This window comes from Catellatospora sp. IY07-71, assembly GCF_018326265.1.
Taxonomy (GTDB): Bacteria; Actinomycetota; Actinomycetes; order Mycobacteriales; family Micromonosporaceae; genus Catellatospora.
This window is the reverse complement of the sequence record NZ_AP023360.1, coordinates 7310782-7337471: the sequence shown is the minus strand read 5'-3', so window position 1 is coordinate 7337471 and position 26690 is coordinate 7310782. Positions and strand designations below refer to the sequence as shown.

The following is a 26690-nucleotide window of genomic DNA, read 5'->3' as shown; positions in this document are numbered from 1 at the left end:
AGTTGACGCGGACAGCCCCCTACTTTTGATCGCCAACAGGCCGTTGAGCTGCGGCACCGTGCGGCTCGCCATGATGCCGCGTCGATGCGAGGGGACCCCGATGCTGAACGATGAGGCGCTCGCCGGGCGCTGGCTCGCGGCCGGCGGCCCGGAGCTGCAGACCGAGGTGCTGCGGCGGCTGCGGATGGGCGAGCGCCTGGACGGGCTGCCGCTGGACCGCGTGGACGGCCGCTGGGACCTGCGCGGCCTGGGCGCCCCCGAGCCCCGGGGTGTCGACGCCGACCCCGCCGACCCCGCCGACCCCGCCGGCACGCAGTCGGGCCCGATAACGTTCACCTTCGAGTTCGCGACGGTCGCCGCGACGCTGGAGTTCCAGCGGGCACGGCTGTGCGACCTGGATCTGCGCGGGGCGCACCTGCCGCGGCTGCGCCTGTTCGGCTGCGTGATCGACAACAGCCTGTTCGACGGGGCGTACTGCGTCGGCCTGCGGATGTGGGCGACGGACGTGATGGACAGCTCGTTCCTGGCGGCGGAGCTGGGCCGGTCGTCGGTGGGCGGCTGGTACGCCAACCGGGCCAACAAGCTGCGCAACGTCGACTTCCGGCACGCCGACCTGTCGCGGCTGGGCTGTGGCGTGGCGAGCTTCACCGACGTCGACTTCTCCCACGCCCAGCTGGAGTGCACGAACTTCTGGCAGGCCAGCCTGATCCGGTGCCGGTTCGCCGGGGTGCTGCGCGAGGTGGTGTTCGACGGCCGGGTGCTGGAGCCGGAGCGGGACCTGGCGCCCAACCCGATGCTGGACGTGGACATGGCCGGGGTGACCGCCTTCGACGACGTCGACTTCCGTGGGGTCAACTTCGACCGGGTCACCCTGCCGGACCACCCGGCGCTGGTGGTCGTGCGGGGCGTGCACCGCGTCGAGGCGGGGCTCGTGCGGCTGGACGGCCGCGACGACCACGCCGCGCAGGAGGCGCGCGGGCGGCTGCAGCACCTGCGCAAGTTCATGGGGCAGGCCGGCGGGGCCGATCAGGCGCTGGTGGACCTGCGTACGCTGATCGACCCCGAGGCGGCGCTGCTGCTGCGGATGCTGCTGGTCTGAGCCGGGTCAGCCGTCGAGGCGCCGGACCATGTTCATGATCGACTCAAGCTGCAGGCCGCCCTTGATCGGGTAGTTGGTGTAGCCGAGGTAGCCCCACCAGTCCCAGCAGCCGTACGGGTTCACGCCGCTCGCCGTGGCCTGCGGGTAGAGCACGACGGTGCGGTTGGTGTCGGCGTACTGGTTGAGGTTGGCGCGGTCGACGAACGCCGTGCCGACCGCGTTGTACCCCTGCGAGCAGCCGTGCAGCGCGACCAGCAGGCGGCAGCTCTGCCCGGACGCGCAACTGCTGGGCACGTACGCGAAGCCGTAGCCGCCCATGCTGAGCCCGGCGGCCAGGCCGTTGACCGCGAACGTGTTCTGGTCGAAGCGGACCAGGGTGCCGGTCAGCGGGCCGGTGTTGCGCGGGCTGACCGAGCCGTACAGCTTGCTGAACATCGCCTGCTGCGGGTCGATGCCGCAGTCGTTGACGAACGGCGAGGCGGTGACGGTGCAGCCGCCGCTGCCGTACGGGCTGACCCAGGCGTGCCCGGCCGAGGTGCCCGAGTTGTAGCTGACGCTCGCGCCGAAGTGCTGGTAGTACCGGACCAGGTCGTCGGTGACGGACTTCTTCACGGTGCTGTCGTTGTTGCCGTGGAAGACGTAGACCGGGTCGCCGGACAGCTGCGACGGCGGGTCGATCCAGCCGTAGCCCGACCACAGCGAGGTGTACGACTGCAGGCTGGACAGCTGCGTGGACCAGAGGTTGTCGCCGCAGGCGTTGAGCGCACGAGCCGCGTTGTACTGCGCGCAGTAGTAGGGCCCGCCCGCGAACAGCACCGCGCCCTTGATCCGGCCCGAGTAGGCCACGTGCAGCTGGTTGGCCATGTAGGCGCCGGAGGAGACGCCCGCGACGTACACCGCGGAGATGTTGTAGGTCTGCAGCGTCCCGGGCGTCGGCGGGACGGTGTACGGGGTGGCCGCGGCGGCGGGGTGGGCCGGGAGCAGGACCGCGGCGAGCGTGGCAAGGAGCGTGAGGCCGGCGCGGACACGGGATGGTGACATGACCGACTCCTTCCGGTGACGGGGGTGGCGTCACCGTAGGCCCGCGCGGTTCCGGGACCCATCCGTCGCAGCCACATGTTTCGATTCGTGGCGGTGGGGCGTGACACCACCGGCGGCCGGGTAAGAGAGCCCCGTGCGTGCCTGCCCGGCACAGCGGAAGGAGTGTGCAGTGGCCACGTTCGTCCTGATCCACGGCGCCGGCGATGTCGGCTGGTACTGGCACCTGGTCGAGGCCGAGCTGCGCGCTCGGGGGCACGAGACGGTCGCCCCGGACCTGCCCTGCGACGACGACTCCGCCGGGCTCGCCGAGTACGCGAGCGCGGTGATCGAAGCCGTGCCCGATCGGACCGATCTGGTCGTGGTGGGGCAGTCGCTGGGCGGGTTCACCGCGCCGCTGGTCTGCGAGCGGGTGCCGGCCAGACTCATGGTGCTGGTGGCGCCGATGATCCCCGCGCCGGGTGAGGCGCCGGCCGACTACACCGCGCACACCCGCTACGAGGACGCGGAGGCCGGGCACTACGAGGACCCGGTCGAGCTGTTCTACCAGGATGTACCGCCGGAGCTGGCCGCCGAGGCGCTGCGGCGGGGGCGGGCGCAGTCCGAAGCGCGCCTGAAGGAGCCGTCGCCGATGATCACGTGGCCGTACGTGCCCACCCGGGTGCTGATCTGCCGGGACGACCGGATCTTCCCCGCGGACTACCTGCGCCGGGTGGCCCGGGAGCGGCTCGGCGTCGAGGCGGACGAGCTGGACGGCGGGCACACCCCGGCTCTGAGCCGCCCGGCGGAGCTGGCCGAGCGGCTGGACGCGTACGCGGCGGAGGCAGGCCTGGCCGAGCCATCCGGCTAAGGCGTGCCGGGATCCCGGCTCTCTGCCCGGCACGCAGCGGAGTTCGCAGCGTCGCCCCGCCGGCACGCTCACAATGACGTTGGCGGGGTGAGCCTCGGGTTTCGGAGGCGGGGCTGTGACGGGCACGCTCCGATCGATCTGCTGGGCAAGACCGTCACCGTCGCGTACCCCCTCGGCGACGTGCTGCTGCTCGGTGCGCTTCTGGGCACCCTGCCGCTGATGTCCTGGCGGCTGACGGGCAGCTGGCCGTGGGTGGCGGCGGGACTGGTCTGCCTGACCTTCGCCGACGCCGCGTACAGCCTCGACGCGGCCGACGTCGTGACTCACAACGCCCGCTACGACTTCCTCTGGAGTGCGGGCGCGCTCGCGTTCGCGGTCGGTGCCACCCGGCTGCCGTCGCCGGTCCACCCGTCGGGGGAGATCACGGGCTGGCCCGCGATCGCATTGCCGCTCGGTGCCTCGCTGTTCGCCGTGGCCACCCAGGTCTACGGCTACTTCCGGCCGCTGCCCGACGCCGAGCGGCTGCTGACCATCGCCGTCCTGCTCATCGGCATCGCGCAGCTCATCGTGTCCCGCCCCCGCCCCGGGGGCGAACAGGGCGAGACCGGATCCCGATCAGGCGGCTGAAGAACTCACTGCCACCTGGCAGCGGCGGCACAGCGCTTCTGATCGAATCAGAACTTGTCCTCCAGCTCGAGCACACCGCTGCCGGGGAGGTGGCGGCGTGCTTCGTCTGCGTCGTAGGTGGCCAGGTATGCGCCTGTGCGCCGGGCCGCGATCGCCGCGTGCCCCATGACGTGCCCGATCTGCGCCGCCTCCAGGACGTCCGTGCCCAGCAGGGGCAGCAGCACCGTCACCGCGTCCGGCCGCGTCACCATCGCGGTCAGGCGTTCCTGCTCGTCCGCGTCCAGCTGCCAGTACGCGGTCATGAAACAGGCCGCGGGGATGCCGACCAGACCGGCACCGCCCTCCTCCTCGACCGTGGCGATCAGCTCGGCCACGCCCATGCCGGTCAGCCGTGCGTAGGCGGTCAGCGCGGTGACGTCGAGCAGCACGCGGATCTGGGGTTCCTCCGGCACTTCGCTCACTTCTGCTCGGCCGCCCGCTGGGCGTCCAGTGCCGCGAGCTTCTGCCGCATCCGCTCCACGCCTTCCGTGGTCACCAGGTAGCCGGCCTCGCGCAGCATCGCGCGGGTCGCGGCCCGGCGCTGGTGCATCCGGATCGCGTCGGCGACGAAAGCCGACTGCTGACGAGGGCCCTGGGCCTCGACGACGGCCGCTACGTCGGCCGGCAGATAGACGGTGATGCGGCGGGCGCGGGCCTCAGCAGGCTGTGGTGCTGTCACACACCACAGCCTACAACTGTCACACATCGGCGGGAAGCATCTGCACCGTGGCTAGCGGAAGTCCACCGGCGCGGTGTCTGCACCGGCCGTCCGCCGGAGCCGGACCGCGAGCAGCACCGCGAGCACCGCGTAGCCGCCCACCACCACCAGCCCTGCCCACCCCGGCAGCGGGAAGTAGCCCGCATACGGCGCGTAGTGCATGGTCACCTGTGGATACGCGACGACCGTCTGCAGCATCGCGAAACCGCCCGCGGGGGTCAGCCGCAGCAGCCAGGAGGTCACCTCCTCCGGAATCAGCGGCACCACGCCCATCAGGTAGGGCAACACCACCAGCGCGATCCCGGCCGTCGCGGCGATCCAGGCGCGCCGGAACAGCGCCCCGAACGCCACCGCGAGCCCGGCGGCCCCGGCGAGCAGCGCGGCTGTGCCCGCGGCGACCCGCAGGCCGGTGAGCGGCCCGAGCGGGACGACGGGCACGTCCTGGTGCTGCATCAGCAGCATTCCGGCGGTGAGCGTGAGCCCCGCGACGGCCAGCCCGCCCGCGAGCACGACCCCGCCCAGCGCGGCGGCCCGCGCGGCGATCAGGCGTCCCGAGGCGCCCACGCCGAAGCGGGCACCCGCCACGATCACCACGATCAACGCCACGACCAGGCCGAGCAGGGTGCTCTCCGGTCTGGCCGAGCCCATGGAGCCGATCGGGCCGATGTCGCCGGAGCCGGTCACGGACAGGGCGCCGTTCTCCTCGACCAGCCCGGCCGGGCGGTGGTACTTCTCCCAGTCGGTGTTGCCCAGATTGCCGACCACATCCCGCCGCCAGCCGGTGACCGGCGCGCCGTCGACGGTGACGTGGTCGAACGTTCCGACGGCCTGGGTGAACCGGACCTCGCCGACGTGCCCGCCGAGGCCGATCTCGCGCAGCGTGAGGTCACCGGGAGAGGTGGCGAACAGGCCGACCTCCACGGTCGCGGGCAGGCCGGGCAGCCGGGCGGTGCCGACCCGCGTCCATGCCGTGCCGTCGACGGACTCCTCACCGATGACGGTGTCGCCGTCGCGGGTCAGGCGCAGCCAGCGCGGCTGCTGCGCGGACACCCCGCCGGGCCGGCCGGCCGTGTCGTGGCGGTAGGAGTGCTGCAGCCGTACGCCGTGGGCGCCGGTCATCAGCAGCGCGGCGTAATCGGAGCCCTGCCCGGTGCCGTCCTTGACGATCAGCCCGGCCTTGGCCCACGGCACCACGCCGCTGACGATCTGGTCGTGGTCCGGCGGCGGGTAGGTGATGGTGCCGGTCAACCCGGTCATCCGCGCCGTGATCACGCCCCGCTCGCCCAGCGGCACGTGCGCGAAGAAGAACTCGTCGCTGACCGGTGCGCCGTCGGGCCCGATCGGGTCGGTGGGGCACGCGACCTCGACCGTGCCCTCGCTGCACGAGCTGAAGTTCGTCAGGGCCGGGAGCAGGCCGAGCAGCAGCACGGCCAGGGCGGCGGCGGTCAGCGCGATGATCCGGCCGCGCCCGGCGCGCAGCAAGGTCCACTGCGCCCGCAGCGCGGTGGTGATTTCGTCAGGGGTACGCATGGCGTCGGTTCTACGCCAGACGCACCTAACGCCGGCCGAACCGCCGCTGTCATGCCGCTGTTATGTCCGGCGCGGCATGCTGGACGTTCTCGTCGGACAGGGAGGTCGGAGATGGGCGGGCCGCGGCCGGGCCGGACGGTGGCGTGGCGGTTCACGCTGCTCTACGCGGCGCTGTTCCTGGCGTCGGGGGCGGCGCTGCTCGCGCTGACCAACCTGCTCGCGTTCCGGGACACGACGGTCGCGCCAGGCCCGGCGTCCCCGCAGCTGGACCTGGCGCGGGCGCAGGAGCACATCCGGCTGCTGCAGGAGCGCCTCGACGAGGTCGAGATCATGCAGTCGCGGCGGCTGCTCGCCGGGTCGCTGATCGCGCTGCTGGTGATGGCGGTGGTGTCGGTGCTGCTCGGGCGGGTGGCCGCCCGGCGGGTGCTGCGGCCCCTGCGCACCGTCACCGCGGCCACGCGCCGCATCACCGCCGACAGCCTGCACGAGCGCCTGGCCGTCGCCGGGCCCGCCGACGAGGTGAAGGATCTCGCCGACACCATCGACGGGCTGCTGGAGCGGTTGGAAGCGTCGTTCGCCGCGCAGCGGCGGTTCGTCGCGGACGCCTCCCACGAGCTGCGTACGCCGCTGGCCACGATGCGCGCCTCCGTGGACGTCGCGATGGCCAAGCCCGAGCCGGTGCCCGCCCAGACAGCCGCGCTCGCCGGGCGGATCCGCACCGAGCTGGACCGGGTGGACCGGCTGCTCGAAGGCTTCCTGATGCTGGCCCGCGCCCAGCACGGCGCGCTCGCCGACCGGGCCGCCGTCTCCCTGGCCGAGCTGGCCGAATCGGCCCTGGCTGCGCGGGACGGCGAGATCACGGACAGGCGGCTGACCGTCGACACCCCCGGGCTAGGCGAGGCGGCGTGGACCACCGGCAGCACCACGTTGCTGGCCCGGCTCGTGGAGAACCTGGTCGACAACGCCGTGCTCCACAACGTCGAAGGCGGCTGGATCCGGTTGAGCACCGCACGGCGCGACGGGCATGCCGAGCTGGTCGTCGAGAACGGCAGCGACCTACTCGACCCTGCCAGGGTGGCCGAGCTGACCCGGCCGTTTCATCGGATGGGAGCCGCCCGTACCGGCTCCGACGACGGCTCGGGGCTGGGCCTGGCGATCGTCGCGGCGGTTGCCGCGGCGCATGACGGCAGCGTCGATCTGCACGCGCTGGCGGGGGGAGGGCTGCGGGTGACCGTGCGGCTGCCGTCGCCGCCCGCCGCGCAGGCAACCAGTGACCGGCCGTCGTCAGCGGTGGGCCGCGAGCAGGCCGCCGCGCGCCGCGTCCCGGCGCCCGCCGCACCCGCGGACAGGCGGGCCGCCGGTGCCGAGGAGGCGGCGCGGTGAGGGTGCTCGTGGTGGAGGACGCGCGGGCGCTGGCCGAGGTCGTCGCGGAGGGCCTGCGGGATCAGGGCATGGCCGTCGACGTGGCACTTGACGGGCTGGCGGCGGCGGCGAAACTCGACGTTAACGCGTACGAGGTGGTGGTGCTGGACCGGGACCTGCCCGGCATCCACGGCGATACGCTGTGCCAGATGATCACGGAGCGTGACGACCGGCCGATGGTCCTGATGCTGACCGCGGCCGGTGCGCCCGGTGACCGGGTCAGCGGGCTCACCCTCGGTGCCGACGACTACCTGGCCAAGCCGTTCCACTTCCCGGAGCTGCTGTTGCGGGTCCGGGCGCTGGCGCGGCGCCGTCCGGACGCGCGGGCGCGCACGCTGCGGGCCGCAGGGCTGGAGCTGGATCCGGTGCGGCGTACGGTCACCCGCGACGGGCGGGCGCTGGACCTGTCGGTGAAGGAGTTCGCCGTGCTGGAGGCGCTGCTGCGGGCGGCGCCCGGGTTCCTGTCCACGGAGGATCTGCTGGAGCAGGTGTGGGACGAGCACGCCGACCCGTTCACCAACACCGTCACGGTCACCGTCGGGAGGCTGCGCCGCAAACTCGGCGAACCGCCCATCGTGACCACCACACCCGGCGTGGGCTACCGCATCGCGAAAGCGACCTGATCTTGTTGTGCCTCCGATCTCACCGCACCGGAGCAGTGCCTACACGCAGTTCAGAGCCGTAAGTCTCACTTGGCGTTGAATTGATGGGCCAGCCCGGCATACTGCAATCAGGACGGGTGGGTGACCGGTGGGCAGCGCGGTGACAGCCCGCAGTTCACGAATGTCCGGGCCCGCATCCGGGTGCCGCGTCCAGGCGGCGGGCGTCCCCGTATCCGCCCGGACCGGGTCCTGGCAGACAAGGCGTATAGCTCGGCCGCCAATCGCGAGCACTCGCGACGGCGCGGGATCAAGGCGACGATCCCGATCAAGGATGACCAGGCCGCCTTGTGGATGAGCGCCTGATCACGTGAACTTGTGGTAGCGCTGTCTTCGGCCCTGCTCAAGGCGGGTCTTGACCGAGCCCTGACGGAGTCGACCTCGTCATAGGCGACATCGGCTGCAGCACCTGAGATTCGATTTTTGTCCGTCAGGGAGGAGGAGGATGATCGGATAGCTGGCTGCTGTGTAGCGGGGCTGCTCGTGCGAGGTGTTGAACGCTTCTTGGGGTTCGATTGCGTGGGTTGGGTCATCGGTGCTAGCGGGAGGTCCTGGGTCGGTGGATGGTTCGGCTGCGGCTGCCAGCGGTGGGTTGGCTGGTGATGCGAGGCGCCTGGCTGGCGGCGTCCATACGTCGATGGTTTCCCGATGGGCGGAGGTGCATCGGCTGGCGGTGGCCGGCCGGGAGCAGGAGATCGCTCAGGTAATGGGTGATCGGTTATCCAAAGCTTGGTTACCCATTTCGAGATTCGCCGATGTTGCAGTGATCTCGCGGGCGACGCTGACGCTGGGACCGGACGCCAGAGCGCTCTATTTCTTGGGCTGGGCGTTGTCGTCGACCGGGCAGCCTCGGCAGGCGCTGGACTGCTATGACCAGGCCCTGCCCATCGTGCGCGAAGTCGGCGACCGTCCCCTCGAAGCCTCCACCCTAATCGGCATCGGCCTCGCGTACGACCGGCTGGGTGACCGGCAGCAGGCCCTGGCCCATTACCACCAGGCCCTGCCCATCATGCGGGAGGTGGACGACCGCGCCGGCGAAGCCGCCACCCTTACCAACATCGGCAGCGTGTACGACGGGCTGGGTGACCGGCAGCAGGCCCTGGCCTACTACCACCAGGCCCTGCCCATCATGCGGGAGGTCGGCGACCGTACCGGGGAAGCCGTCACCTTCAACAACGTCGGCCTCGCGTACCGCGGGCTGGGTGACCGGCAGCAGGCCCTGGCCTACTACCACCAGGCCCTGCCCCTCCTGCGGGAGGTCGGCAACCGTGCCGGGGAAGCCGCCACCCTCAACAACATCGGCATCGTGTACGACGGGCTGGGCGACCGGCAGCAGGCCCTGGCCTACTACCACCAAGCCCTGCCCACCCTGCGGGAGGTCGGCAACCGCGCTGGCGAAGCCGCCACCCTCAACAACATCGGCCACGTGTACTCCGGGCTGGGTGACCGGCAGCAGGCCCTGGCCTACTACCACGAGGCCCTGTCCACCCTGCGGGAGGTCGGGGACCGCGCCGGGGAAGCCATCACCCGCTACAACATCGCGATGATCCACCGCGCTGACGGCAACCTGGACGACGCGATCCGGGAACTCGAATTGGTCGTCGCTCTCGATCGCCAGGTCCAACACCCTGATCTCGCCTCCGATACCGCCATACTCGAGCAAGTACGCCTCGAACGCGCTCAAGGCCCCGACTCATGAGTGAAGACCGGCTGAGGGCGGCGGTGGGTGACAGCGTTGCTGTACTTCGCTGCATATAGTGCGGCATGCTTTGGCCCCTTCGCAGCTCGGCGGCTGGCGTTGCAGTTGTTCTCGGCTTCGTCGCCGGGTGGCTGTCTTCTCGTCTCGGTGGCTCGCATGATCGCGCTCCCCAGGCGCTTCTTGTGATGACCTTGGTGATTGGCGTCGCAGGATTGTGCGCCGGCATGCTGCTCGGCCTCGTCAATGACAAGCTTGGGTTCCTGGGCTCCCTTGGGTCTGCTGCACCGATAGGTGACATCAGAGATGGCTTGCCCTGTGGGCGGGCTGGAAGGATGTCGCTGTGCCAAAGCCCTACCCCCGAGAGTTCCGTGACGACGTCGTGCGGGTCGCGCAGACCCGCGATGCCGGCGTGACGGTCGAGCAGATCGCCAACGACTTCGGCGTGCACCCGATGACGTTGTTCAAGTGGATGCGCGCCGCCGACGTCGACGCCGGCACCAGACCCGGTGTGAGCAGCACCGAGTCCGCAGAGCTCCGGGAGGCGCGCAAGCGGATCAAGCTGCTGGAGCAGGAGAACGAGGTCCTGCGCCGGGCCGCGGCCTACCTGTCCCAGGCGCACCTGCCGGGAAAAGGATCTACCCGCTCGTGACAGATCTGGCCGCCGACAGCATCCCCGTCGCGGTGACGTGCCGGGTACTGAAGATCACCCGCCAGCACTACTACCGCTGGCTCGCCCGACCAGTCACCGACGCCGAGTACACCCAGGCGTGGCGAGCCAACGCCCTGCACGACGCCCACCGCGACGACCCCGAGTTCGGCTACCGGTTCCTGGCCGACGAAGCCGCCGCGGCCGGGCAGCCGATGGCCGACCGGACCGCATGGAAGATCTGCTCCGGCCACGGCTGGTTCAGCGCCTTCGCCCGCAAACGGCGCGGCAAGGGACGCAAGGTCGGCCCACCGGTCCACGACGACCTCGTCCGGCGCGACTTCACCGCGCCCGGCCCGAACCGGCTGTGGCTTGCCGACATAACCGAACACCGCACCGGCGAGGGCAAGCTCTACCTGTGCGCGATCAAGGACGCCTGGTCCAACCGGATCGTCGGCTACTCCATCGACTCGCGCATGAAGTCCCGCCTGGCCGTGACCGCGCTGCACAACGCCACCGCCCGCCGCGACGGCGTGGCCGGGTGCGTCGTGCACACCGACCGCGGGTCGCAATTTCGATCACGGAAGTTCGTCGCCGCACTGCACCGGCACCGCATGCGCGGCTCGATGGGGCGAGTCGGGGCGGCCGGGGACAACGCGGCCATGGAGTCGTTCTTCGGCCTGCTGCAGAACAACGTCCTGGACCGCCGCACCTGGGCCACCCGCGACCAACTCCGCACCGCGATCGTCACCTGGATCGAACGCACCTACCACCGACGCCGGAGGCAGCGCCCACTCGGCAAGTTGACCCCGATCGAGTTCGAGACAATCATGACCCCGTCGGCCAGTCAGGCCGCGTGACTACACCTGTCACCTATCGGTGCAGCAGACCCGTTCTCGTGGCGGTTGTTGAGGCGATACCCGCAGGCCTCGGCGCTGTCGTCGGCTTCGTCGTCGGCTTCGCGATTCGTGACCGCCGGCCCCGAAGGCAACAGACGTAGCTCGCCGCCATCCGGTGGGCGGGGAAGGTCTGTAAATCCGTCGCGAAAAGCTACAGAGGATGCCCACCAGGGTGCCGATGACGGCGAGCTTGAGCCACACCGACTGACCGTCGAGCGGGGATTGCGGCCCCAGGACGCGGACGATCGCGGTGACGCCGACGAACATGAGAACGAGCGTCAGACCGGCTTCGGTGAGGACCGCCGGACCCCGTCCGGGCCGTGGCACATCCGCCTTCTCCGGGTGCCTGGTGTCAGCCGCCGGGACAGCCGCAACCAGCAGCTGTGCTTCGCGTTGCACCCGGATCAGGCCTTCGTTGCGGCAATCGTCTGCGCTGCCCCGTGTCGTGCGTACCCGGACGGCCAACCGTCCTGAGCGCCGTTCTAACGGTCGTCTCAGATTCGCTCGGTATCAAAGTCGGCGTCAGGTAGGCGATGTAATCCCCTATGTAGGAGGCTAGTGATGGCAGTCAACGCAGCGCCGTCCGGGCAAGCACCGGCCGGTCGGTTGGCAGGCCGGTGGGTGCCGTGGTTGGTGATCGGCTTGTGGGTGGCGCTGGCGGCGGTCATGGTGCCGCTGAGCGGAAAGTTGACCTCGGTCACCACCGACAGAGCCGTGGACACCCTGCCGGCCGGTGCCGAGTCCACCAAGGTGGCGGTGCTGGAGGACAGTCTCCCCGGCGGTGAGGACAACACGTTCGTCTTCGTGTACCACCGCGCCGGCGGCATGACCGACGCGGACCGCGCGACGGTCGAGCGCCACCACAACACCCTCGCCAAGTCGTACCCGCCGGTGACGACCGTGGCCGGCGGCGACGGCGAAGGCGAGGGCCCGCCCACGATGCCGTCCACCGACGGCAAGGCGATGATGTTCACCCTTGATGTGAGCACGACCTACGGTGGACCGGAAACCATCGTCGGCCCGTTGCGTGAAGCCACGAAGGACCGCCCGGCCGGCCTGGAACTCGAGGTGACCGGCCCGGCCGCGGTCGACGGCGACATGGACGCCGTGTTCGACGGTATCGATCTGCAGGTCTTCCTCACCACCGTCGTCGTCGTCACGCTCCTGCTCATCCTCACCTACCGCAGCCCAGTGCTGTGGTTCATCCCGCTGGTGGTCGTGGGCGCGGCCGCACTGACCGCGATGGCGACCGTCTACCTGCTCGTCAAGAACTTCGGCATCGTGGTCAACGACCAGAACTCGGCGCTGCTGACGATCCTGGTATTCGGGGTCGGCACGGACTACGCGCTGTTGCTCATCGCCCGATATCGGGAGGCTTTGCACCACCACGAGAACGTCCGGGTCGCGATGGTCCACGCGCTCCGCGGCGCGGCGCCGGCCATCGTCGCGTCCGCGGCCACCGTGGTCGCCGGCCTGCTCTGCCTGCTCGTCGCGGACCTGAACAGCACCAGCGGGTTGGGCCCGATCGGTGCGGCCGGCATCCTGTGCGCGCTGGTGGCCATGCTGACGCTGTTCCCGGCGGTGCTCGTGGTGCTCGGCCGGCGGATCTTCTGGCCGGCCATCCCGCGGTTCGACATGACCGTGGAGCAGAAGCCGGGGCTGTGGGGACGGCTTGGCACCGCCATCAGCCGCCGCCGGTGGGTGGCGACGCTCGGCTCGCTCGGAGTCCTCGGCGTGCTCGCCATCGGGCTGGCGGGCAACACCGGCGCCCTGCGGGAGCAGGACCAGTTCCTGTCCCCGCCGGAGTCGGTCAGCGGCTTCACCGTGCTGCGCCAGCACTTCCCGGAGCTCGGCGGCCAGCCGATGACGATCTTCACGCGGCCGGCGTACCAGGAACGCGTGCTCGACATCGTCAAGGGCACTCGCGGTGTGGCCATGGCCATCCCTGGTCAGACCAGCGGTGGCTGGGCGGACATCTCCGTGTTCCCGACGGACGCGCCGGACACCGTCGCGGAGTACGACACGATCAAGCGGGTGCGCGCCGCCGTGCACGCGGTGAGCGGGGCGGAGGCGATCGTCGGCGGGCCGAGTGCGGAGAACCTCGACACCGAGGTGACCACCAGCCGCGACGAGAAACTGGTGATCCCGCTGGTGCTCGCCGTCGTCCTGATCGTCCTCGGGCTGCTGCTGCGCGCGATCGTGGCCCCGCTGGTCCTGATGGCCACCGTGGTCGTCTCGTTCGCCGCGGCCTTCGGCGGCAGCGTGTTCGTCTTCGACACGATCCTCGGGTTCAAGGGCATCGACTACTCAGTGCCGCTGCTGGCATTCCTGTTCCTGGTCGCGCTCGGCGTCGACTACAACATCTTCCTGGCCAGCCGGGCCCGGGAGGAGAGCGTGCGGCTTGGCACCAGCGGGGGCATGCTCAAAGCCCTCTCCGCCACCGGTGGCGTCATCACCTCGGCCGGCCTGGTCCTGGCGGCCACGTTCGCGGTCCTCGCCACACTTCCGCTGGTGATGCTGATCGAGGTCGGGTTCCTGGTCGCCTTCGGCGTGCTGCTCGACGCCCTGCTGGTGCGGTCGGTCCTGGTGCCCGCCCTCACCCTGCTGATCGGCCGGCGGATGTGGTGGCCGAGCCGGCTGTCCCGACCGGTGGAGCCGCCGGAGGGTCAACGCCCGCTTGTGGACGACGAGGAGTTCGCGCTGCAACGGTGAGCGCGGCGGCACGGTTGAGATCCGGGACGGGCCTGAGCCCGTCCCGGATCGTTTCATGACCCGGCGGCCGGAAGGCTGATCCGAAGCAGCGCGCCACCGCGTGCGGAGCGGGCGACGGTGGTCCGGCCGCCGTGGACGTCGACGACGCGCTGCACGATCGACAGCCCCAGACCGGATCCCGGCAACGCCCGGGCGCTGTCGGCACGGTAGAACCGGTCGAACACCCGCGGTACGTCGGCGGCGTCGATGCCCGGCCCGGCGTCGTCGACCTCGAGCACCGCCGACGCGTCCTCGGCACGGAGCCGGACCTGGACCGGCTGGTCCGCGGGGGACCACTTGCCGGCGTTGTCGATGAGGTTGAGCACCGCCCGCTGGAGCGCGGCGGGACGCCCGGTCACCCATACGGACGTCACGTCCAGCGCGATCTCGATGTCGGGCATGCGGGAACGCGCCCGGGTCGCGGCGGCCACCACCACGTCGGCGAGGTCGAGCAGTTCGGCGCTCTCGTCGCTGACGTCACCGCGCGCCAGTTCGGTCAGCTCGGCCGCAAGGGTGCTCAACTCGGCCACCTGGGTGCCGAGATCGTTGAGCAGCCGGGTCCGGCTCTCCGCCGGCAGTGCGCTGTCCAGGGTGCCGCGCCGATCGAGCCGGATCAGCAGCTCGACGTTGAGGCGCAGGCTGGTGAGCGGGGTCTTGAGCTCGTGGGCGGCGTCCTCGGCGAGCAGCCGCTGGGCCCGCCGGGAGTCCCGAAGCGCGGCGAGCATGTCGTTGATCGACTGGATCAGCCGCCGGATCTCCCCACCGCCCTCGTCCGGGATGTCGGAGTCGAGATCCCGGGTGTGTGCGACACGGACCGCGGCGGCAGCCAGCCGGTCGATCGGCGCCAGCCCGGTCCGCGCCACGGCCCGCCCGACGAGGGCGCCCCCGGCCACGCAAAGCAGCCCGATCAGCAGCATGCCGAACCCGAACTGGTTGACCGGGCTGTCGTCGGCGACTCGGGCCGCCTGGATCGCGCCGCCGCCCGCCCGCAGCGTGTAGATGAGGTAGCCTTCCTCGTCGCCCGACTCCATCAGGTCGGCGGACCCGCCCTCCGCGACGCGGACCGCCTGCTCGGTGACCGGAGGAAGCGTGGGTTGGCCCGCCGGCGTGCGGGTCGAGCCGTCGGGCAGGATGACCCGCACCAGCGGCCCGGATCCGGGATACGGCGGGAGCTGGACCTGCGCCAGACCGGCGGGCTCCGCCTTCGTCGCCAGGACGTGGGAGTCGGCGCGCAGCTGATCCTCCACGGTGTCCTGCAGCTCCCCGTCCAGCAGCTCGCTGGCCACCTGGAAGGCCACGAACACGCTGACCGCGATAGCCGTCGCCGCGATCACCGTCATCCTGGTCCGCAGGGACCGCGAGCGCCACCATCGAGTCAGCCGGCGCGGTCCCCGGCGGGCGCGCCTGCTCACGGAGGAGTCTCCCGCAACGTGTAACCCAGGCCGCGCAGCGTGTAGATCAATCGTGGCTCACCCTCCGCCTCCATCTTGCGGCGCAGGTAGCTCACATACACCTGGAGGTTGTTGGCCGTGGCGCTCATGTCGAAGCCCCAGATCGCCTCGAACAGCGCGTCGCGGCTCAGCACTCGGGTCGCGTTGCGCACGAGGACCTGCAGGAGGGAGAACTCGGTCCGGGTCAGGCGGAGCGCCCGCCCGCCCCGCCACGCCTCGAACCTGTCGGGATCGAGCCGGACGTCGGCGAACGACAGGATCTGCGACTCGCCGCCGCTCGGCGTGCGCCGGCGCAGCAAGGCCCGCACCCGCGCCAGCAACTCCTCGGTGGCGAACGGCTTGGGCAGATAGTCGTCCGCGCCCGCGTCCAGCCCCGCGACCCGGTCGGAGACCTGGTCACGAGCGGTCAGCATCAGCACCGGCAGATCTCGGCCCGCCGCCCGCAACCGCCGGCAGGTCTCCAACCCGCCGAGGCGGGGCATCATCACGTCGAGGATCAGCAGATCCGGCGCGTCGCCCCCGACCCCGTCGAGCACCGCGAGACCGTTGGCGACGGTGCTGGTGTCGTAACCCTCGACCTGGAGCACCCGCTCCAGCGACTCACGGATGGCCGCCTCGTCATCCGCGATCATGATCCGCACGGCGGCCCAGCCCCCTCCAGTCGATGCTTTTCCGGTCATTCTCCTCGCACAACCTGAGGCCAGGATTAGAGCCGTCGGCGTGACCTCTGTCTGAAGAACCAGGGGGTATGAGGTCGCGCCGCCACGGATTCCGTGACGGCGCGACCTCGTACCAGATGGTGCTTGTCTACCTCAGGCGGCCGTTCTTGCCGATGCGGGCGACGTCATCGTCCAGCCGGCCGACGCCGGCCAGCGACGTGCCGCCGTTGGCCTTGACCCCGGCGTTGGTCGGCGGTGTACCGCCCAGCCTGATGATCATGGCGTCGGTGTCGCGGACGAGTACCGCCCTGACTTCGGCCTCGGGCACCAGCGAGGTGTTCAACGCGAGCGCCCGGAACTCCTTGAGCTGGTTGACGGCCTTGGCGTCGTTGCCGTTCGCCTCGGACTGGCGAGCCGCTGTGAGCTTGGCCGTCAGCTTCTTGTGCGCGTTGGCCGACAGCCGGCTGGTCGCCTTGAACCGGTCCAGCAGGTTCTGCATGTCCCGGAACGAGGTCGTCACGTAGAACCGCACTGTCGAGACCGTCTTGTTGCCGGCCTTGTCGGTGGCGGTGACCGTCAGCTCGTGCAGGCCGAGCCGCAGCTCGTACATGGCCTGCAGGGTGCCGGTCGCGTACGGCGCGCCGTTGAGCGTCCCGACGACCGACGCGATGCCGGAGGTCGGATCGACGGCCTGGAAGGTGACCCGGACGTCCTGGCTGTCGCCGTAGAGCTGGCCGTCGGCCAGCCCTGCCACGATGACGGTCGGCTGGTTGCCGTCGACCTTCAGGACGGCGGACTTCAGGGTCTCCACGTTGCCGGCCCCGTCGGTGGCCCGGTAGAGCAGCTCGTGCTGCCCGTCGCCGCCGACGTCGACCGGCTCGGTGTAGGGCGTCCACGGCCCGCCGTCCAGTGACCACTCCAGCTTTGCCACGCCGGCACCGGCGTCGGTGGCGGCGAGCACCACCGGCACCTGCCCGGCATGCCAGCCGTCGTCGTTGGCCGGTGCGAACGTCGCCGTGGTGATCGGCGCCGTGGTGTCGACCTTCACCTCGACGGTCTTGGCCTGCTCGACGTTGCCTGCGGTGTCGGTGGAGCGGTAGCGCAGCCGGTGCGCTCCCGTTCCGCTGATCAGCAGCGGCTCGGTGTAGGCGGTCCACGTCGTGGCGTCGTCGAGCTGGTACTGGGTGCTCGCGACGCCGCTGCCTGCTGCCTCGTCGGCGGCGGTCAGGGTGACCGTCGGCGACTCGGTGTACCAGCCGGCGGTGGCCGCGCCGGTCACCGCTGCCGTGGTGACCGGCGCTGTGGTGTCACCGGCGCCGGGCGTGGTCATCCGGAAGTAGTCGAAGCTTGCCGGCTTCGACGCCGTCTGGTTGCCGCCGAGCGTGAACAGCCCGACCTTGGGAGTGTCGCCTACGGCCGTGTTGGTCAGCGGCTCCAGCGCCGTCCAGGTGGTGCCGTCGGCCGAGTAGGAAGCCGTGTAGACGCTGCCCACCCGAGCCAGTCGCAGGTGCCATACCGCGTCGGTGAGGCTGGTGATTCCGGGTTGCGGGTTCTGCACCACACTCGCGATCTCGCTGCGGAACTCGATCCGCCGGCTGACCGGGGAACCGGCCGTGTTGTCGACGATGTAGTCCAGTTTCAGGTAGTTGTCGTCGTCGAGGTAGACCAGCAGGCCTGCCTGCTGGTACTGCTCGTTGAGCCGGCTGCCGTCCACCTTCGTCTCCAGCGTCCAGTCACCGGACGGTGCGTTCTGCAGGATGAAGTTGGTGGGCCCGGTGTTGCTGGCTGTGTAAATGTCCCCGTTGGGGACGTCGATCTCCAGCTTGCCGTCGGCGATCCGGTACTTGGTGGCGTCCTCGCGGACTACCGCGTTCCACCTGCACCGGTCCAGGGCTGACCCGGTGAACTCGTCGGACGGGTCGATCGGCCCGGCCGGAGCGTCCGGGGTGACCTGGAACCAGTCGAATGCCGCGTCGACGACCGGCGCGGTGGTGCCGCCGTTGAGGGCGAACACGCCCACCTTCGGGTTGACGATGCCGGCCAGCGCGGCCGACTGCCCGACCGGCGCGAACGTCACGCCGTCAGCTGACCAGGCTGCCGTCAGGTTCACGCCGTCACTGATCAACCGCAGGTAGGCCGTGTTGCCGAGCTCTGCGGGGGCGCTGACCGCGTCGGCGGCGGTGTTGCGCGGCGACCCGGCGGTCTCCCGGATGAACTCGAACTTCCGGGAGCCTCCGTACAGCAGGTCCAGCTTGGCGTAGTTGTCGTCGTCGCCGTACACGATCAGGCCGGCCTGCTGGTAGTCGGCCGCCACGGTGACGGACACCTTGGTGGTCGCCTGCCAGGCACCGTCCGGCGCCGGCTGCAGGATCAGGTTGGTCGCGTCGTTGCGGGTGCCGTAGAGGTCACCGGCCGCGGTGGGCAGCCGCAGCGTGCCACCGGCCACCGAGTAGAGCTGGTTCTCCCGGACCACTGCCGACCAGCGGCCCTTGTCCAGTGCCGTGCCGTCGAAGTTGTCCGACCGGGCGCCGAGGCAGGCGTTGTTCGGCGCCTCGACCCTGACGACCACGTTGGCGTACGACTTCGCGCCGCGCGCGTCGGACACGGTCAGCGTCGCCGTGTACGTGCCGGGGGTGGTGTAGGTGTGCGTGGCGTCGGCGGTGCCGGCTGTGCCGCCGTCGCCGAACTCCCACCGGTAGGTCAGCGGGTTGTCGCCCTCGGCGTCGGTCGCCGAGCCGGTGAAGGTGACCAGCACCGGCGCGGTGCCGGTGGTAGGCGTCGCCGACGCGGTGACCACCGGCGGCGCGTTGTCGGTCACGCCGCGTCCCAGGAAGTCGACCCAGTTGACGTTGAACAGCGAACCCGTGCCGGTGTTGCCTGCCGGGTTCTTCGCCACCAGGAAGAGCGGCCCGGTCACCGTGCTCGGGCTGCTCAGCGTCGCGGTGACATCGGTGAAGGTCTGCCAGCCGCCGGTGCCCGGGACTGTCGCGGTGGCGAGCACCGGCCCGTCCGCCGCACCGGCCCGTACCTCGATGCGCCCACCGGCGGCGTTCGACGCCACCCGGAACCGCAGCGCGTCGATACCGGTCAGGTTCACCGGGGCGTACGACCAGAAGTCGCCGTCCTCGATGAAGCCGATGTTCTGGAAGCCGCCGGCGGTGTCCGTCGTCGTCTCCGGTTGCACGCCCGGGTCGCCGCCGCCGACGCCGTCCGGGGCCCGTCCGGTGGCAGTGAAGTACTCGGCCTGCTTGCGCTTGGGCTGCAGCTGTTCGATCGCCCGGCCGGTCAGCGCGTTGGCGCCGCCGACTCCACCGGCATCGGTGTAGCTGGCCTCGAACACGGCGAACACGTCGGCGTCAGCGCCGTGACCGGAGGCCAGCGACGTCTGCACGGTGCCGGTGCACCCGGTGTACGACTGCAGGGGGTGCGCGTGCTGGTCGTGACCCAGGTAGTACTGCAGGGTCACCTTCGAGCAGTCGATCGTCCCGTCCTCCGGGTCGGTCACCGCGACGGTGTACTTGACCTGGTCGCCCCACTCGAAGAAGCCGCCGTCCGGCGGGAACGAGATGGTGACGGTGGGCGCCGTGTTGCCGACCGTGACCGTCACGTTCGCGACGGCCGTACGGTCGGCGGTGTTGGTGACCGTCAGCTGCGCCGTGTAGTTACCGGCGGCCGGGTAGGTGTGCGACGGGTTGGCCGCGGTGGAGGTGCCGCCGTCACCGAACGTCCACGCGTAGCTCAGCGCCCCGCCGTTCGGGTCACGCGACCCGGCGCTGGAGAACTGCACCGTGAGCGGCGCCGGTCCGGAGTCCGGCGTGCCGGTCGCGACCGCGATCGGGGCCCGCTCGCCCGCTATGTAGTCGATGCGGTAGATCCCGGAGTCGCCGTTGTTGCCGCCGAATCCGGTACCCCACTCGATCAGGTAGAGCGCGCCGTCCGGACCGAACTCGAAGTCCATCGGCCGCAGGAAGGTCATGCCGCTGAGCATGTTGTTGATGTCGACCAGCGACTTGCCGACGGCGGACACCTGGAACGCGTACATCTTGTTCTGGTTCCACTCGCCGAACATCGCCTTGCCGTCGTAGTACGCCGGCCACTTGCGCTCGGAGACGAGGTCGGGGTCGTAGCGGTAGACCGGCCCGCCCATCGGCGCGCCGCCGCCACCGAGCTCCGGGAACAGCGGGTTGCCGCTGTAGTCGTAGTCGACGGTGGCGCTGACCGCCGGCGGGAGGTTGGTCAGACCCGTGTTGTTGGGCGAGTTGTTGACCGGTGCCGCGCAGTCGAACTTCGCGCCGGACGGTCCGCTGGGGAAGGTGTAGTCGTTGTAGGCGTAGTTAGCCCCGTGGCAGTACGGCCAGCCGTAGTTGCCGGGCCGGACGATGTTCCACTCGACGGTCCCTTCCGGGCCGCGGTTGGGGTTCGCCGCGCCCGCGTCCGGGCCGTAGTCGGCCACGTACAGCGTGTTCGTCTTCGCGTCGATGCCGATCCGGAACGGATTGCGCAAGCCCATCGCGAAGATCTCGGGCCGCGTCATCGCAGTACCCTGCGGGAAGAGGTTCCCGCTCGGGATGGTGTACGTGCCGTCGGCCTCCGGGTGGATGCGCAGGATTTTGCCGCGCAGGTCGTTGGTGTTGCCGGAGGTGCGCTGGGCGTCATAGTTCTGGCGCCCGGCCCGCTCGTCGATCGGGGTGAACGAGTCGGACTCGAACGGGTTGGTGTTGTCGCCGGTGGCCAGGTACAGGTTGCCGGCGCTGTCGAACACCATCGAACCGCCGGCGTGGCAGCAGGTGGCGCGCTGCGTCGGCACTTCCAGCACCACCTTCTCGCCGGCCAGGTCGATGCTGTCGCCGCTGACCGTGAACCGGGAGATCCGGTTACGGGTCACCCCGTCGTTGGGCGCCCAGTACAGGTAGACCCAGTTGGTGGTGGCGAAGTTCGGGTCCAGCCGGATCCCGATCAGGCCGTCCTCGTTGCCGGTGAAGACATCCAGGTCGATTGCGGTCACCGTGGTGCCGGTGGCGGGCTTGACGATCTGCACCCGGCCGTCACGCTCGATGTAGAAGACGCGGCCGTCCGGCGCGATGTCCAGCTCCATCGGATTCTGCGTGTTGCTGTCCAGCGTCACCTTCTCGTACCCGCTGGTCAGCGACGCGCTGCAGTCGGAGTCGAGCGCGCCGGCGGCCGTCTGGATGCCGCCGAGCAGGTGAGCCAGGAACGAGGGCTCGGTGTACGACGCGATGGTGTGACCGATACCGGTGTACCAGGACCGGCCGCCGTCGTAATCGTGGCACCACGCGATCGGGTGGTCGGCGCCCATCGCACCGGTGCCCGGCGAGTAGGACCGCTCGTCCAGGCTGGCCAGCACATGCACCTTGCTGCGCGGGTTCGCCTGGAAGTTGTACCACTCGTCGAGCCGCGACCACTGCGCCGGCAGCGAAGCCGTCGACGGGTGCGCCGGGTCCTCGACCTTGATGGTCGCCTGCTGGTTGTTCGGGTGCGCCGAGAAGTAGGCGCCGACCAGGTTGCCGTACCAGGCCCAGCCGTACTCGGTGTCCGAGGCGGAATGCACGCCGGCGAACCCGCCACCGGCACGGATGTAGCGCTCGAAGGCCCCCTGCTGGGCGGCGTCGAGCACATCACCGGTGGTGGACAGCCAGATCACCGCCGCGTACTGGGCGAGGTTGGCGTCGGTGAACGCGCCGGCGTCCTCGGTCGCGGCAACCGTGAACCCGTTGTCGGCGCCGAGCTGCTGGATCGCTGCGATACCGGCGGGAATGGAATCATGCCGGAACCCGGCGGTCTTCGAGAAGACCAGCACTGAGAACGGTGCAAGCGCCGCGTTGGCTTGATTGGTGGTCGCCGGCGCGGCCTGCGCGGGCGACTGCCCGACGGCAAGCGCGATCACGGTCATGGCGAGCGCGAGCACCGAACCGAGGAGAGAGCGCGCTCCGATTTTCGGATGGGTGCGGCTACGACGTCTCGAGTACACGAAGAGGTCTCCAATGTCTGGACAGGACTGCGGACCCCTCCGCGGCTCGCCGAAGACCAGTTGAGGGGCAATAGTTCATGCACTGAACAAACTAGCGCCGCCACGGAAGTTGTGGTCTGATCGATGTCCGCCAATTGCGTAACGTTTCGATAACACGCTTGGCACCCAATAGAGTCCTGGCCGACTAGTCCTTTTAGGACCCCGCTGGGCCGGGCACGACCACTCACCTTCGAGCTGCCCGCCGTTCACGACTCCGAAGTAGCCTCAGGCTCAGCTCTCACCGTCGTGCGCTTGGGCCCCGGCACGCCGACTGCCTGCGGGAGCCGTGCAGACTGCGCTGACCTCTTCGCCGCCAATTGCCGAAGGCAGGCCCCTTACGGATGCCCAGGCCGCAGAATCACTACGACCGCGTATCGTCGTGTGGCCGGGTGGCAAATCGCGATGGCCGTCACCGCCCGGCCAGCCTGATCAGGCAAGCAGCAGCTCATCGGCCATCGTGATCATGTACTTGGGGTTCATGACGTATGCCGGGGAAATTTACCAGAACAGACATTTCGGATGCCGAGTTGATCAGTTGATCCGACTGTCTGGTACCTCCCGCAGCGGCCCGCGGCACCCGGAACGGCCGCCCGGGCTGGCAGGGAGAGCACCGGGCGGCACATCCGACAGGCCCGCGACGCGGGTGGCTCCAGGAGTACCTTCATGCGGATTCGATCGCTGATGGCGGGCGTGGGTACGGGCAGCGTGCTCGCCCTTTCGCAGACCGCGGCCGGCGCTGCCCCGGCGGCGCAGCCGACGCCGCCCGCCCGCCCTTCCGCGCTGGTCGCCTACAGCGACCGCATGCAGGGCGGGCAGAGCCAGCCGTTCGGCACGGGCGTGTACGACACGTCCTCCGGCGGCCTCGGCGCGGTGGGCAACGACCAGATCACCTCCCTGCGGGTCGCCCCCGGCTACCAGGTGGTGGCCTGCGAGGACGGCGGCGGCGAGGGGAGCGGCCCGACCGGCAGCCTCGGGCTGTGCCGCTACTTCGGCGCGGGCCGGCACGACCACGTCGGCGACGACCTCAGCGACCGCATCTCGCTGCTGGCGGTCGTCGCCCGCCCCGCCGGGACCGGCGGCGCCACGGCGTACCAGGACGAAGGCCTGACCGGCGCGCGGCTCAAGCTCGGCACCGGCGGATACGAGCAGGTCGACGGCGACCTCGACAGGCTGGCCGGGACCGTCCGGTCGCTGAAGGTGAACGCGGGCCACCGTGCGGTCGTCTGTGACAACGACCGCGCCAACGGCATGGACCTCGGCACCTGCCGCCTGTTCCTACCCGGCGCGCACCGCGGCCTGGGTGCTGACCTGGGCGGCCGCGTCTCCCTGATCGCGCTCGCCGGTGCGGCCCAGCACCCGCCGGTCGCGTGACCGGTGATCATGCCGTTCGTTGACCACGGCGTGCGCAGACACCGTGCCACGTTTCCCGCCGTCACCGCGCTGGCCGCGTGCCTGCTGGCGGCCGCGCCCGCCGCCGCGGCACCGCCGCAGCCGGTCCACGACGACCCGGCCGACTGGACGCCGCACCTCACCGACGGCGAGGTCTGGGCGCTGGCCCGGGTCGGCGACACGGTCCTCGTCGCGGGCGAGTTCGGCGCCGTCACCAGCGCCGACAAGGCCACCCGGTACGAGCGGCACAACCTGATGGCCTTCCGGATCAGCGACGGAGCCGTCCTCGACCTCGCCCCGAAGTTCGACGGCCCGGTGTACGCGCTGTCGCCCGGCCCCGACGGCACCGTCATCGCCGCGGGCGACTTCCGCACCGTCGACGGCCTGCCGCAGCGGGCGATCACGCGCCTCGACCCGGCCACCGGCAGACCCGTGCCCGGCTTCACGCCGAAGATCACCGGTGAGGTGCTCACCCTGGCCCGCCACGGAGACGACCTGTACGTCGGCGGGCGGGTCGCCGTCGACGACCAGACCTACAGCCGCGGCCTGATCCGGATGTCGGCCGACACCGGCGCGCTCGACCCGGCCTTCGACGCCCGGCTGGCCGCACCAGCCGACCGGCCCGTGAAGGTCCAGGACGTCGCCATCTCGGCCGACGGCGCGCGGCTGCTGGCCATCGGCTCGTTCACCACCGCCGACAGCAACCCTCGCGAGCAGGTCGCGATGCTCGACATCAGCACCCCGGCGGCGAAGGTCACCGACTGGCACACCTCCTTCTACGGGCTGGACGACTGCGGCGACGGCTTCCACACCTACCTGCGCGCCGCCGACTTCTCACCCGACGGCCGCTTCGCCGTCATCGTCACCAGCGGCCACAGCTCCGACGACGAGCTGGCCTGCGGCACCGCCGCCCGCTACGAGACGGCAGGCCACGGCGAGCAGCAGCCGACCTGGGTCAACCACACCGGCGGCAACTCGCTGTTCGCCGTCGAGGTCACCCCCGCCGCGGTGTACGTCGGCGGCCACCTGCAATGGCTGGACAACCCGGACGGTGACAAGTCCAAAGGGCCCGGAGCCGTCGACCGCAAGGGCATCGGCGCGATCGACCCCCGCAGCGGCCGTGCGCTGCCGTGGAATCCCACCCGCACGCGCGGCGAGGGTCTGCGGGCGTTCCTGTCGATCGCCAAGGGTCTGTTCGTGGGCTCGGACACCGACCGCCTCGGGCACGAGTACCACGGCCGCGTCGGCTTCTTCCCCCGCCGGGATCAGTAGCCGTACCTGCTCAGGGCGTGTCTTCGGGCCCGTCCGGTGCCGTCGCCAGCCGGTCGATCATCTGCCGCAGAGCCTGTAGTTCCTGCTCGGACAGGGTCAGTGCGGTCGATGAGGCGGCACCGGCCGACGTGCCTCGCGGCTCCCTGCCGCTGACCGTCTCGAACTCCACCACGAGGGCCGCCACCGCCGTGGCCAGCAGCACCGCGTGGTGCAGGCGCCCGCGGCCCGGACGCGGGTCGGCACCGGTCTGCTCCGCGGCCTGGCGCAGGCGGTAGCTGCGTTCGAGCTGGCCGCGCACCCGGCGCTGGGACGCCACCTCCAGCAGCCCGGCCCTGGTCAGGATGAGGATCTGCCGGTAGAGGGTGGCCTTGCCGGCCTCCGGGATCGCGGCGCGGAACTCCGCGATGCTGAGGGCGCCGCGGCGTGCGGCGTGCAGGAGCCGCAGCCGCAGCGGGTGTGCCAGCAGCTCCACCATGTCCACCGACAGACGATCTCATGCCGGGCCGGGCGCCCCCGCGCGACGCCCGGCCCGATCGGAGCCGGCTGGTGTCAGGAGGCGACCAGCTCGTCGATCTGGCTGATCGCGCCCGTCGCGCCCTCGACGACGCCCATGTCGAGCAGCTGCTGCAGCTGCTCGGCGGACTCGAAGCTGCTCACGTACGTCGCCCGGGTGCCGCCGTCGTGGGCGGTGAAGGTGTAGACGTTCTTGGTGACAGGCAGGTCGGGGTTCGGCGTGAAGTCGAGGTCGGCGAAGCCGTCGTCGAAGGACAGGCTCGTGGGCGCCTCGACGGCCGTGACGAGCCAGTAGCCGGCGTGCTTGTCGCCCTCCGGGCCGGTCATGAAGTAGGTGACGCGCCCGCCGGGCCGCAGGTCGTGCTCGACCACGGTCGCGGGGTAGGTGGGCGGCCCCCATACCTTCTCCATCTGGCGCGGGTCGGCGTAGACCTGCCAGATGCGCTCCACCGGGGCGGCGAAGTCGGCGGTGATGGTGAGCGTCAGGGCGTCGAGGTCGTGCCGGACGTCGGTGACAGGCATGGTTCAGTCCTCCAGGGTCAGGTCGGCTGCGATGAGCTCGTCGATGCGCGCGATGCGGCCGCGCCAGATCTGCTCCAGCTCGGTGAGCATGGACGCCACCGATCGCACCGCCGCCACGTCGCCGCTGACCAGCTGCTCGCGTCCACTGCGTCGTTTGGTGAGCAGCCCGGCTCGTTCGAGCACGGCCACGTGCTTCTGCACGGCGGCGAAGCTCATGTCGTATTTCGCTGCGAGAGCGGAGACCGAGTGCTCCCCGGCCAGCACGCGGCGCATGATGTCGCGCCGGGTCCGGTCGGCCAGAGCGTGGAAGAAGGCGTCCGCCTGATCTTCGCGCTGCTCGGTCACGGCTCCAACCTACAACCAATCGGTTGTAGGTTGCAAGCGGATCGCCGACGCATAGCCCTGTCGAGGGATCGCTTTGCCTGTTTGATGCCGATACCGTCGATGGCAGGCCTCGCCGGAAGGGGTGGCAATGCCCGACGATCCCCTGATGCAGGACCTGCGGACCGTCACCGACGAGACCCTGTATCTGCGGCTGACCCTGCTGGCCCACCGGTTCCCGACCGACTACAAGGAACTGGACTACGAGTACCGCCGGGACCTGTGGGAGACCGTCAACAAGGCCATCCGCGCCGAGATCCGGCGCCGCAAGGCCGAGCCCCCGGCATGGTGGAACCCGGCCGCCCGGGAGGAGACCCCGCCGCGCCGCCACCGGTACGCCGCCGGCTACCTGGCCTCCATCGCGGCCGCGGGACTGCTGGTGACCGTGCCCGCGTTGACACCGCTGGTGCTGCTGGCGGCGCTCGGCTGCGGCGCGGCGTGGCTGCTGCCGCACATGCGCGACACCGGCTTCCGCCGCACCCGTCGCCGCTGACCCGG

21 protein-coding genes and 1 pseudogene are annotated in these 26690 nt (G+C 70.6%); 12 read left to right on the top strand and 10 right to left on the bottom strand.

Annotated elements, in window-relative coordinates:
• Positions 1–100 precede the first annotated feature (100 nt).
• Entirely contained in the window at positions 101–1099 is a 999-nt protein-coding gene (locus CS0771_RS32720; RefSeq protein ID WP_212844602.1) for a pentapeptide repeat-containing protein, read from the top strand.
• Between the two features lie 6 nt (positions 1100–1105).
• On the opposite strand, the gene CS0771_RS32715 is transcribed toward CS0771_RS32720, so the two are convergent.
• Positions 1106–2140, bottom strand: coding sequence for a PHB depolymerase family esterase (locus tag CS0771_RS32715; protein ID WP_212844601.1), 1035 nt, complete (start codon positions 2138–2140; stop codon positions 1106–1108).
• A 169-nt stretch (positions 2141–2309) separates the two neighbouring features.
• Between CS0771_RS32715 and CS0771_RS32710 the strand changes: the two genes are divergently transcribed.
• Together CS0771_RS32710 and CS0771_RS32705 are read left to right on the top strand one after the other, a co-directional pair.
• Positions 2310–2987 carry an alpha/beta fold hydrolase gene (locus CS0771_RS32710; RefSeq protein ID WP_212844600.1) on the top strand — a complete coding sequence of 226 codons (678 nt, stop codon included), beginning with the start codon at positions 2310–2312 and terminating at the stop codon, positions 2985–2987.
• A gap of 87 nt (positions 2988–3074) precedes the next feature.
• Positions 3075–3614: a hypothetical protein gene (locus CS0771_RS32705; RefSeq protein WP_212844599.1), complete on the top strand. Its 540-nt coding sequence runs from the start codon at positions 3075–3077 to the stop codon at positions 3612–3614.
• A 47-nt stretch (positions 3615–3661) separates the two neighbouring features.
• Here the strand turns inward: CS0771_RS32705 and CS0771_RS32700 are convergent, their stop codons facing one another.
• Genes CS0771_RS32700 through CS0771_RS32690 form a run of 3 tightly spaced genes read right to left on the bottom strand, consistent with a single transcriptional unit; the run spans position 3662 to position 5901 of the window.
• The gene (locus CS0771_RS32700) at positions 3662–4066 is read right to left on the bottom strand and encodes a hypothetical protein (RefSeq protein ID WP_212844598.1); all 405 of its coding nucleotides are present in this window, start codon (positions 4064–4066) and stop codon (positions 3662–3664) included.
• A gap of 5 nt (positions 4067–4071) precedes the next feature.
• A complete protein-coding gene (locus CS0771_RS32695; protein ID WP_212844597.1) occupies positions 4072–4332 on the bottom strand; it encodes a hypothetical protein in 261 nt (86 codons plus the stop codon).
• Positions 4333–4383: 51 nt separating this feature from the next.
• Positions 4384–5901, bottom strand: a complete 1518-nt coding sequence (locus CS0771_RS32690) for a hypothetical protein (protein WP_212844596.1) — start codon at positions 5899–5901, stop codon at positions 4384–4386.
• Between the two features lie 111 nt (positions 5902–6012).
• On the opposite strand from CS0771_RS32690, the gene CS0771_RS32685 reads away from it, so the two are divergent.
• The 6 genes and pseudogenes from CS0771_RS32685 (at position 6013) to CS0771_RS32660 (ending at position 13938) form a co-directional block, all read left to right on the top strand.
• Positions 6013–7284 (top strand): ATP-binding protein, encoded by a 1272-nt coding sequence (locus tag CS0771_RS32685; protein WP_212844595.1) that lies wholly within the window; start codon positions 6013–6015, stop codon positions 7282–7284.
• Positions 7281–7946, top strand: coding sequence for a response regulator transcription factor (locus tag CS0771_RS32680; RefSeq protein ID WP_212844594.1), 666 nt, complete (start codon positions 7281–7283; stop codon positions 7944–7946). The genes CS0771_RS32685 and CS0771_RS32680 overlap by 4 nt, the downstream gene beginning before the upstream one ends.
• A gap of 120 nt (positions 7947–8066) precedes the next feature.
• A pseudogene (locus CS0771_RS32675) lies at positions 8067–8270 on the top strand (transposase); the annotation flags it as partial.
• 349 nt (positions 8271–8619) lie between these two features.
• Positions 8620–9681: a tetratricopeptide repeat protein gene (locus tag CS0771_RS32670; RefSeq protein WP_212844593.1), complete on the top strand. Its 1062-nt coding sequence runs from the start codon at positions 8620–8622 to the stop codon at positions 9679–9681.
• A gap of 340 nt (positions 9682–10021) precedes the next feature.
• Positions 10022–11187 (top strand): IS3 family transposase gene (locus CS0771_RS32665; RefSeq protein WP_212842432.1). Its coding sequence is split into 2 segments (ribosomal slippage): positions 10022–10306 and positions 10309–11187, totalling 1164 coding nucleotides; the frame shifts between segments, so codons are not numbered across the junction.
• A 672-nt stretch (positions 11188–11859) separates the two neighbouring features.
• On the top strand, positions 11860–13938 hold the full coding sequence (locus tag CS0771_RS32660; protein ID WP_244871432.1) for an MMPL family transporter: 2079 nt from the start codon (positions 11860–11862) through the stop codon (positions 13936–13938).
• Between the two features lie 53 nt (positions 13939–13991).
• On the opposite strand, the gene CS0771_RS32655 is transcribed toward CS0771_RS32660, so the two are convergent.
• From CS0771_RS32655 to CS0771_RS32645, 3 genes are all read right to left on the bottom strand, one after another.
• A complete protein-coding gene (locus tag CS0771_RS32655; protein WP_244871168.1) occupies positions 13992–15317 on the bottom strand; it encodes a HAMP domain-containing sensor histidine kinase in 1326 nt (441 codons plus the stop codon).
• Positions 15318–15385: 68 nt separating this feature from the next.
• A complete protein-coding gene (locus tag CS0771_RS32650) occupies positions 15386–16060 on the bottom strand; it encodes a response regulator transcription factor (protein ID WP_305835477.1) in 675 nt (224 codons plus the stop codon).
• Positions 16061–16235: 175 nt separating this feature from the next.
• On the bottom strand, positions 16236–22013 hold the full coding sequence (locus CS0771_RS32645) for a ThuA domain-containing protein (RefSeq protein WP_244871167.1): 5778 nt from the start codon (positions 22011–22013) through the stop codon (positions 16236–16238).
• Between the two features lie 765 nt (positions 22014–22778).
• Between CS0771_RS32645 and CS0771_RS32640 the strand changes: the two genes are divergently transcribed.
• Both CS0771_RS32640 and CS0771_RS32635 read left to right on the top strand, forming a co-directional pair.
• Positions 22779–23486 (top strand): hypothetical protein, encoded by a 708-nt coding sequence (locus tag CS0771_RS32640; protein ID WP_212844589.1) that lies wholly within the window; start codon positions 22779–22781, stop codon positions 23484–23486.
• A 30-nt stretch (positions 23487–23516) separates the two neighbouring features.
• Positions 23517–24776, top strand: coding sequence for a PKD domain containing protein (locus tag CS0771_RS32635; RefSeq protein WP_244871166.1), 1260 nt, complete (start codon positions 23517–23519; stop codon positions 24774–24776).
• Positions 24777–24786: 10 nt separating this feature from the next.
• Here the strand turns inward: CS0771_RS32635 and CS0771_RS32630 are convergent, their stop codons facing one another.
• From CS0771_RS32630 to CS0771_RS32620, 3 genes are all read right to left on the bottom strand, one after another.
• Positions 24787–25257, bottom strand: coding sequence for a helix-turn-helix domain-containing protein (locus CS0771_RS32630; protein WP_212844587.1), 471 nt, complete (start codon positions 25255–25257; stop codon positions 24787–24789).
• 68 nt (positions 25258–25325) lie between these two features.
• On the bottom strand, positions 25326–25811 hold the full coding sequence (locus tag CS0771_RS32625) for an SRPBCC domain-containing protein (protein WP_212844586.1): 486 nt from the start codon (positions 25809–25811) through the stop codon (positions 25326–25328).
• A 3-nt stretch (positions 25812–25814) separates the two neighbouring features.
• Positions 25815–26156, bottom strand: a complete 342-nt coding sequence (locus CS0771_RS32620; RefSeq protein WP_212844585.1) for a helix-turn-helix transcriptional regulator — start codon at positions 26154–26156, stop codon at positions 25815–25817.
• Positions 26157–26283: 127 nt separating this feature from the next.
• On the opposite strand from CS0771_RS32620, the gene CS0771_RS32615 reads away from it, so the two are divergent.
• On the top strand, positions 26284–26685 hold the full coding sequence (locus CS0771_RS32615) for a hypothetical protein (RefSeq protein ID WP_212844584.1): 402 nt from the start codon (positions 26284–26286) through the stop codon (positions 26683–26685).
• Positions 26686–26690: the final 5 nt, after the last annotated feature.

What these genes read in the sequence shown, in the direction of transcription:
- CS0771_RS32720 (WP_212844602.1), top strand. Translation starts at nt 101, where the DNA reads ATGCTGAACGATGAGGCGCTCGCCGGGCGCTGGCTCGCGGCCGGCGGC.
- CS0771_RS32715 (WP_212844601.1), bottom strand. Translation starts at nt 2,140, where the DNA reads ATGTCACCATCCCGTGTCCGCGCCGGCCTCACGCTCCTTGCCACGCTC.
- CS0771_RS32690 (WP_212844596.1), bottom strand. Translation starts at nt 5,901, where the DNA reads ATGCGTACCCCTGACGAAATCACCACCGCGCTGCGGGCGCAGTGGACC.
- CS0771_RS32685 (WP_212844595.1), top strand. Translation starts at nt 6,013, where the DNA reads ATGGGCGGGCCGCGGCCGGGCCGGACGGTGGCGTGGCGGTTCACGCTG.
- CS0771_RS32670 (WP_212844593.1), top strand. Translation starts at nt 8,620, where the DNA reads ATGGTTTCCCGATGGGCGGAGGTGCATCGGCTGGCGGTGGCCGGCCGG.
- CS0771_RS32655 (WP_244871168.1), bottom strand. Translation starts at nt 15,317, where the DNA reads ATGACGGTGATCGCGGCGACGGCTATCGCGGTCAGCGTGTTCGTGGCC.
- CS0771_RS32650 (WP_305835477.1), bottom strand. Translation starts at nt 16,060, where the DNA reads ATGATCGCGGATGACGAGGCGGCCATCCGTGAGTCGCTGGAGCGGGTG.
- CS0771_RS32640 (WP_212844589.1), top strand. Translation starts at nt 22,779, where the DNA reads ATGCGGATTCGATCGCTGATGGCGGGCGTGGGTACGGGCAGCGTGCTC.
- CS0771_RS32625 (WP_212844586.1), bottom strand. Translation starts at nt 25,811, where the DNA reads ATGCCTGTCACCGACGTCCGGCACGACCTCGACGCCCTGACGCTCACC.
- CS0771_RS32615 (WP_212844584.1), top strand. Translation starts at nt 26,284, where the DNA reads ATGCCCGACGATCCCCTGATGCAGGACCTGCGGACCGTCACCGACGAG.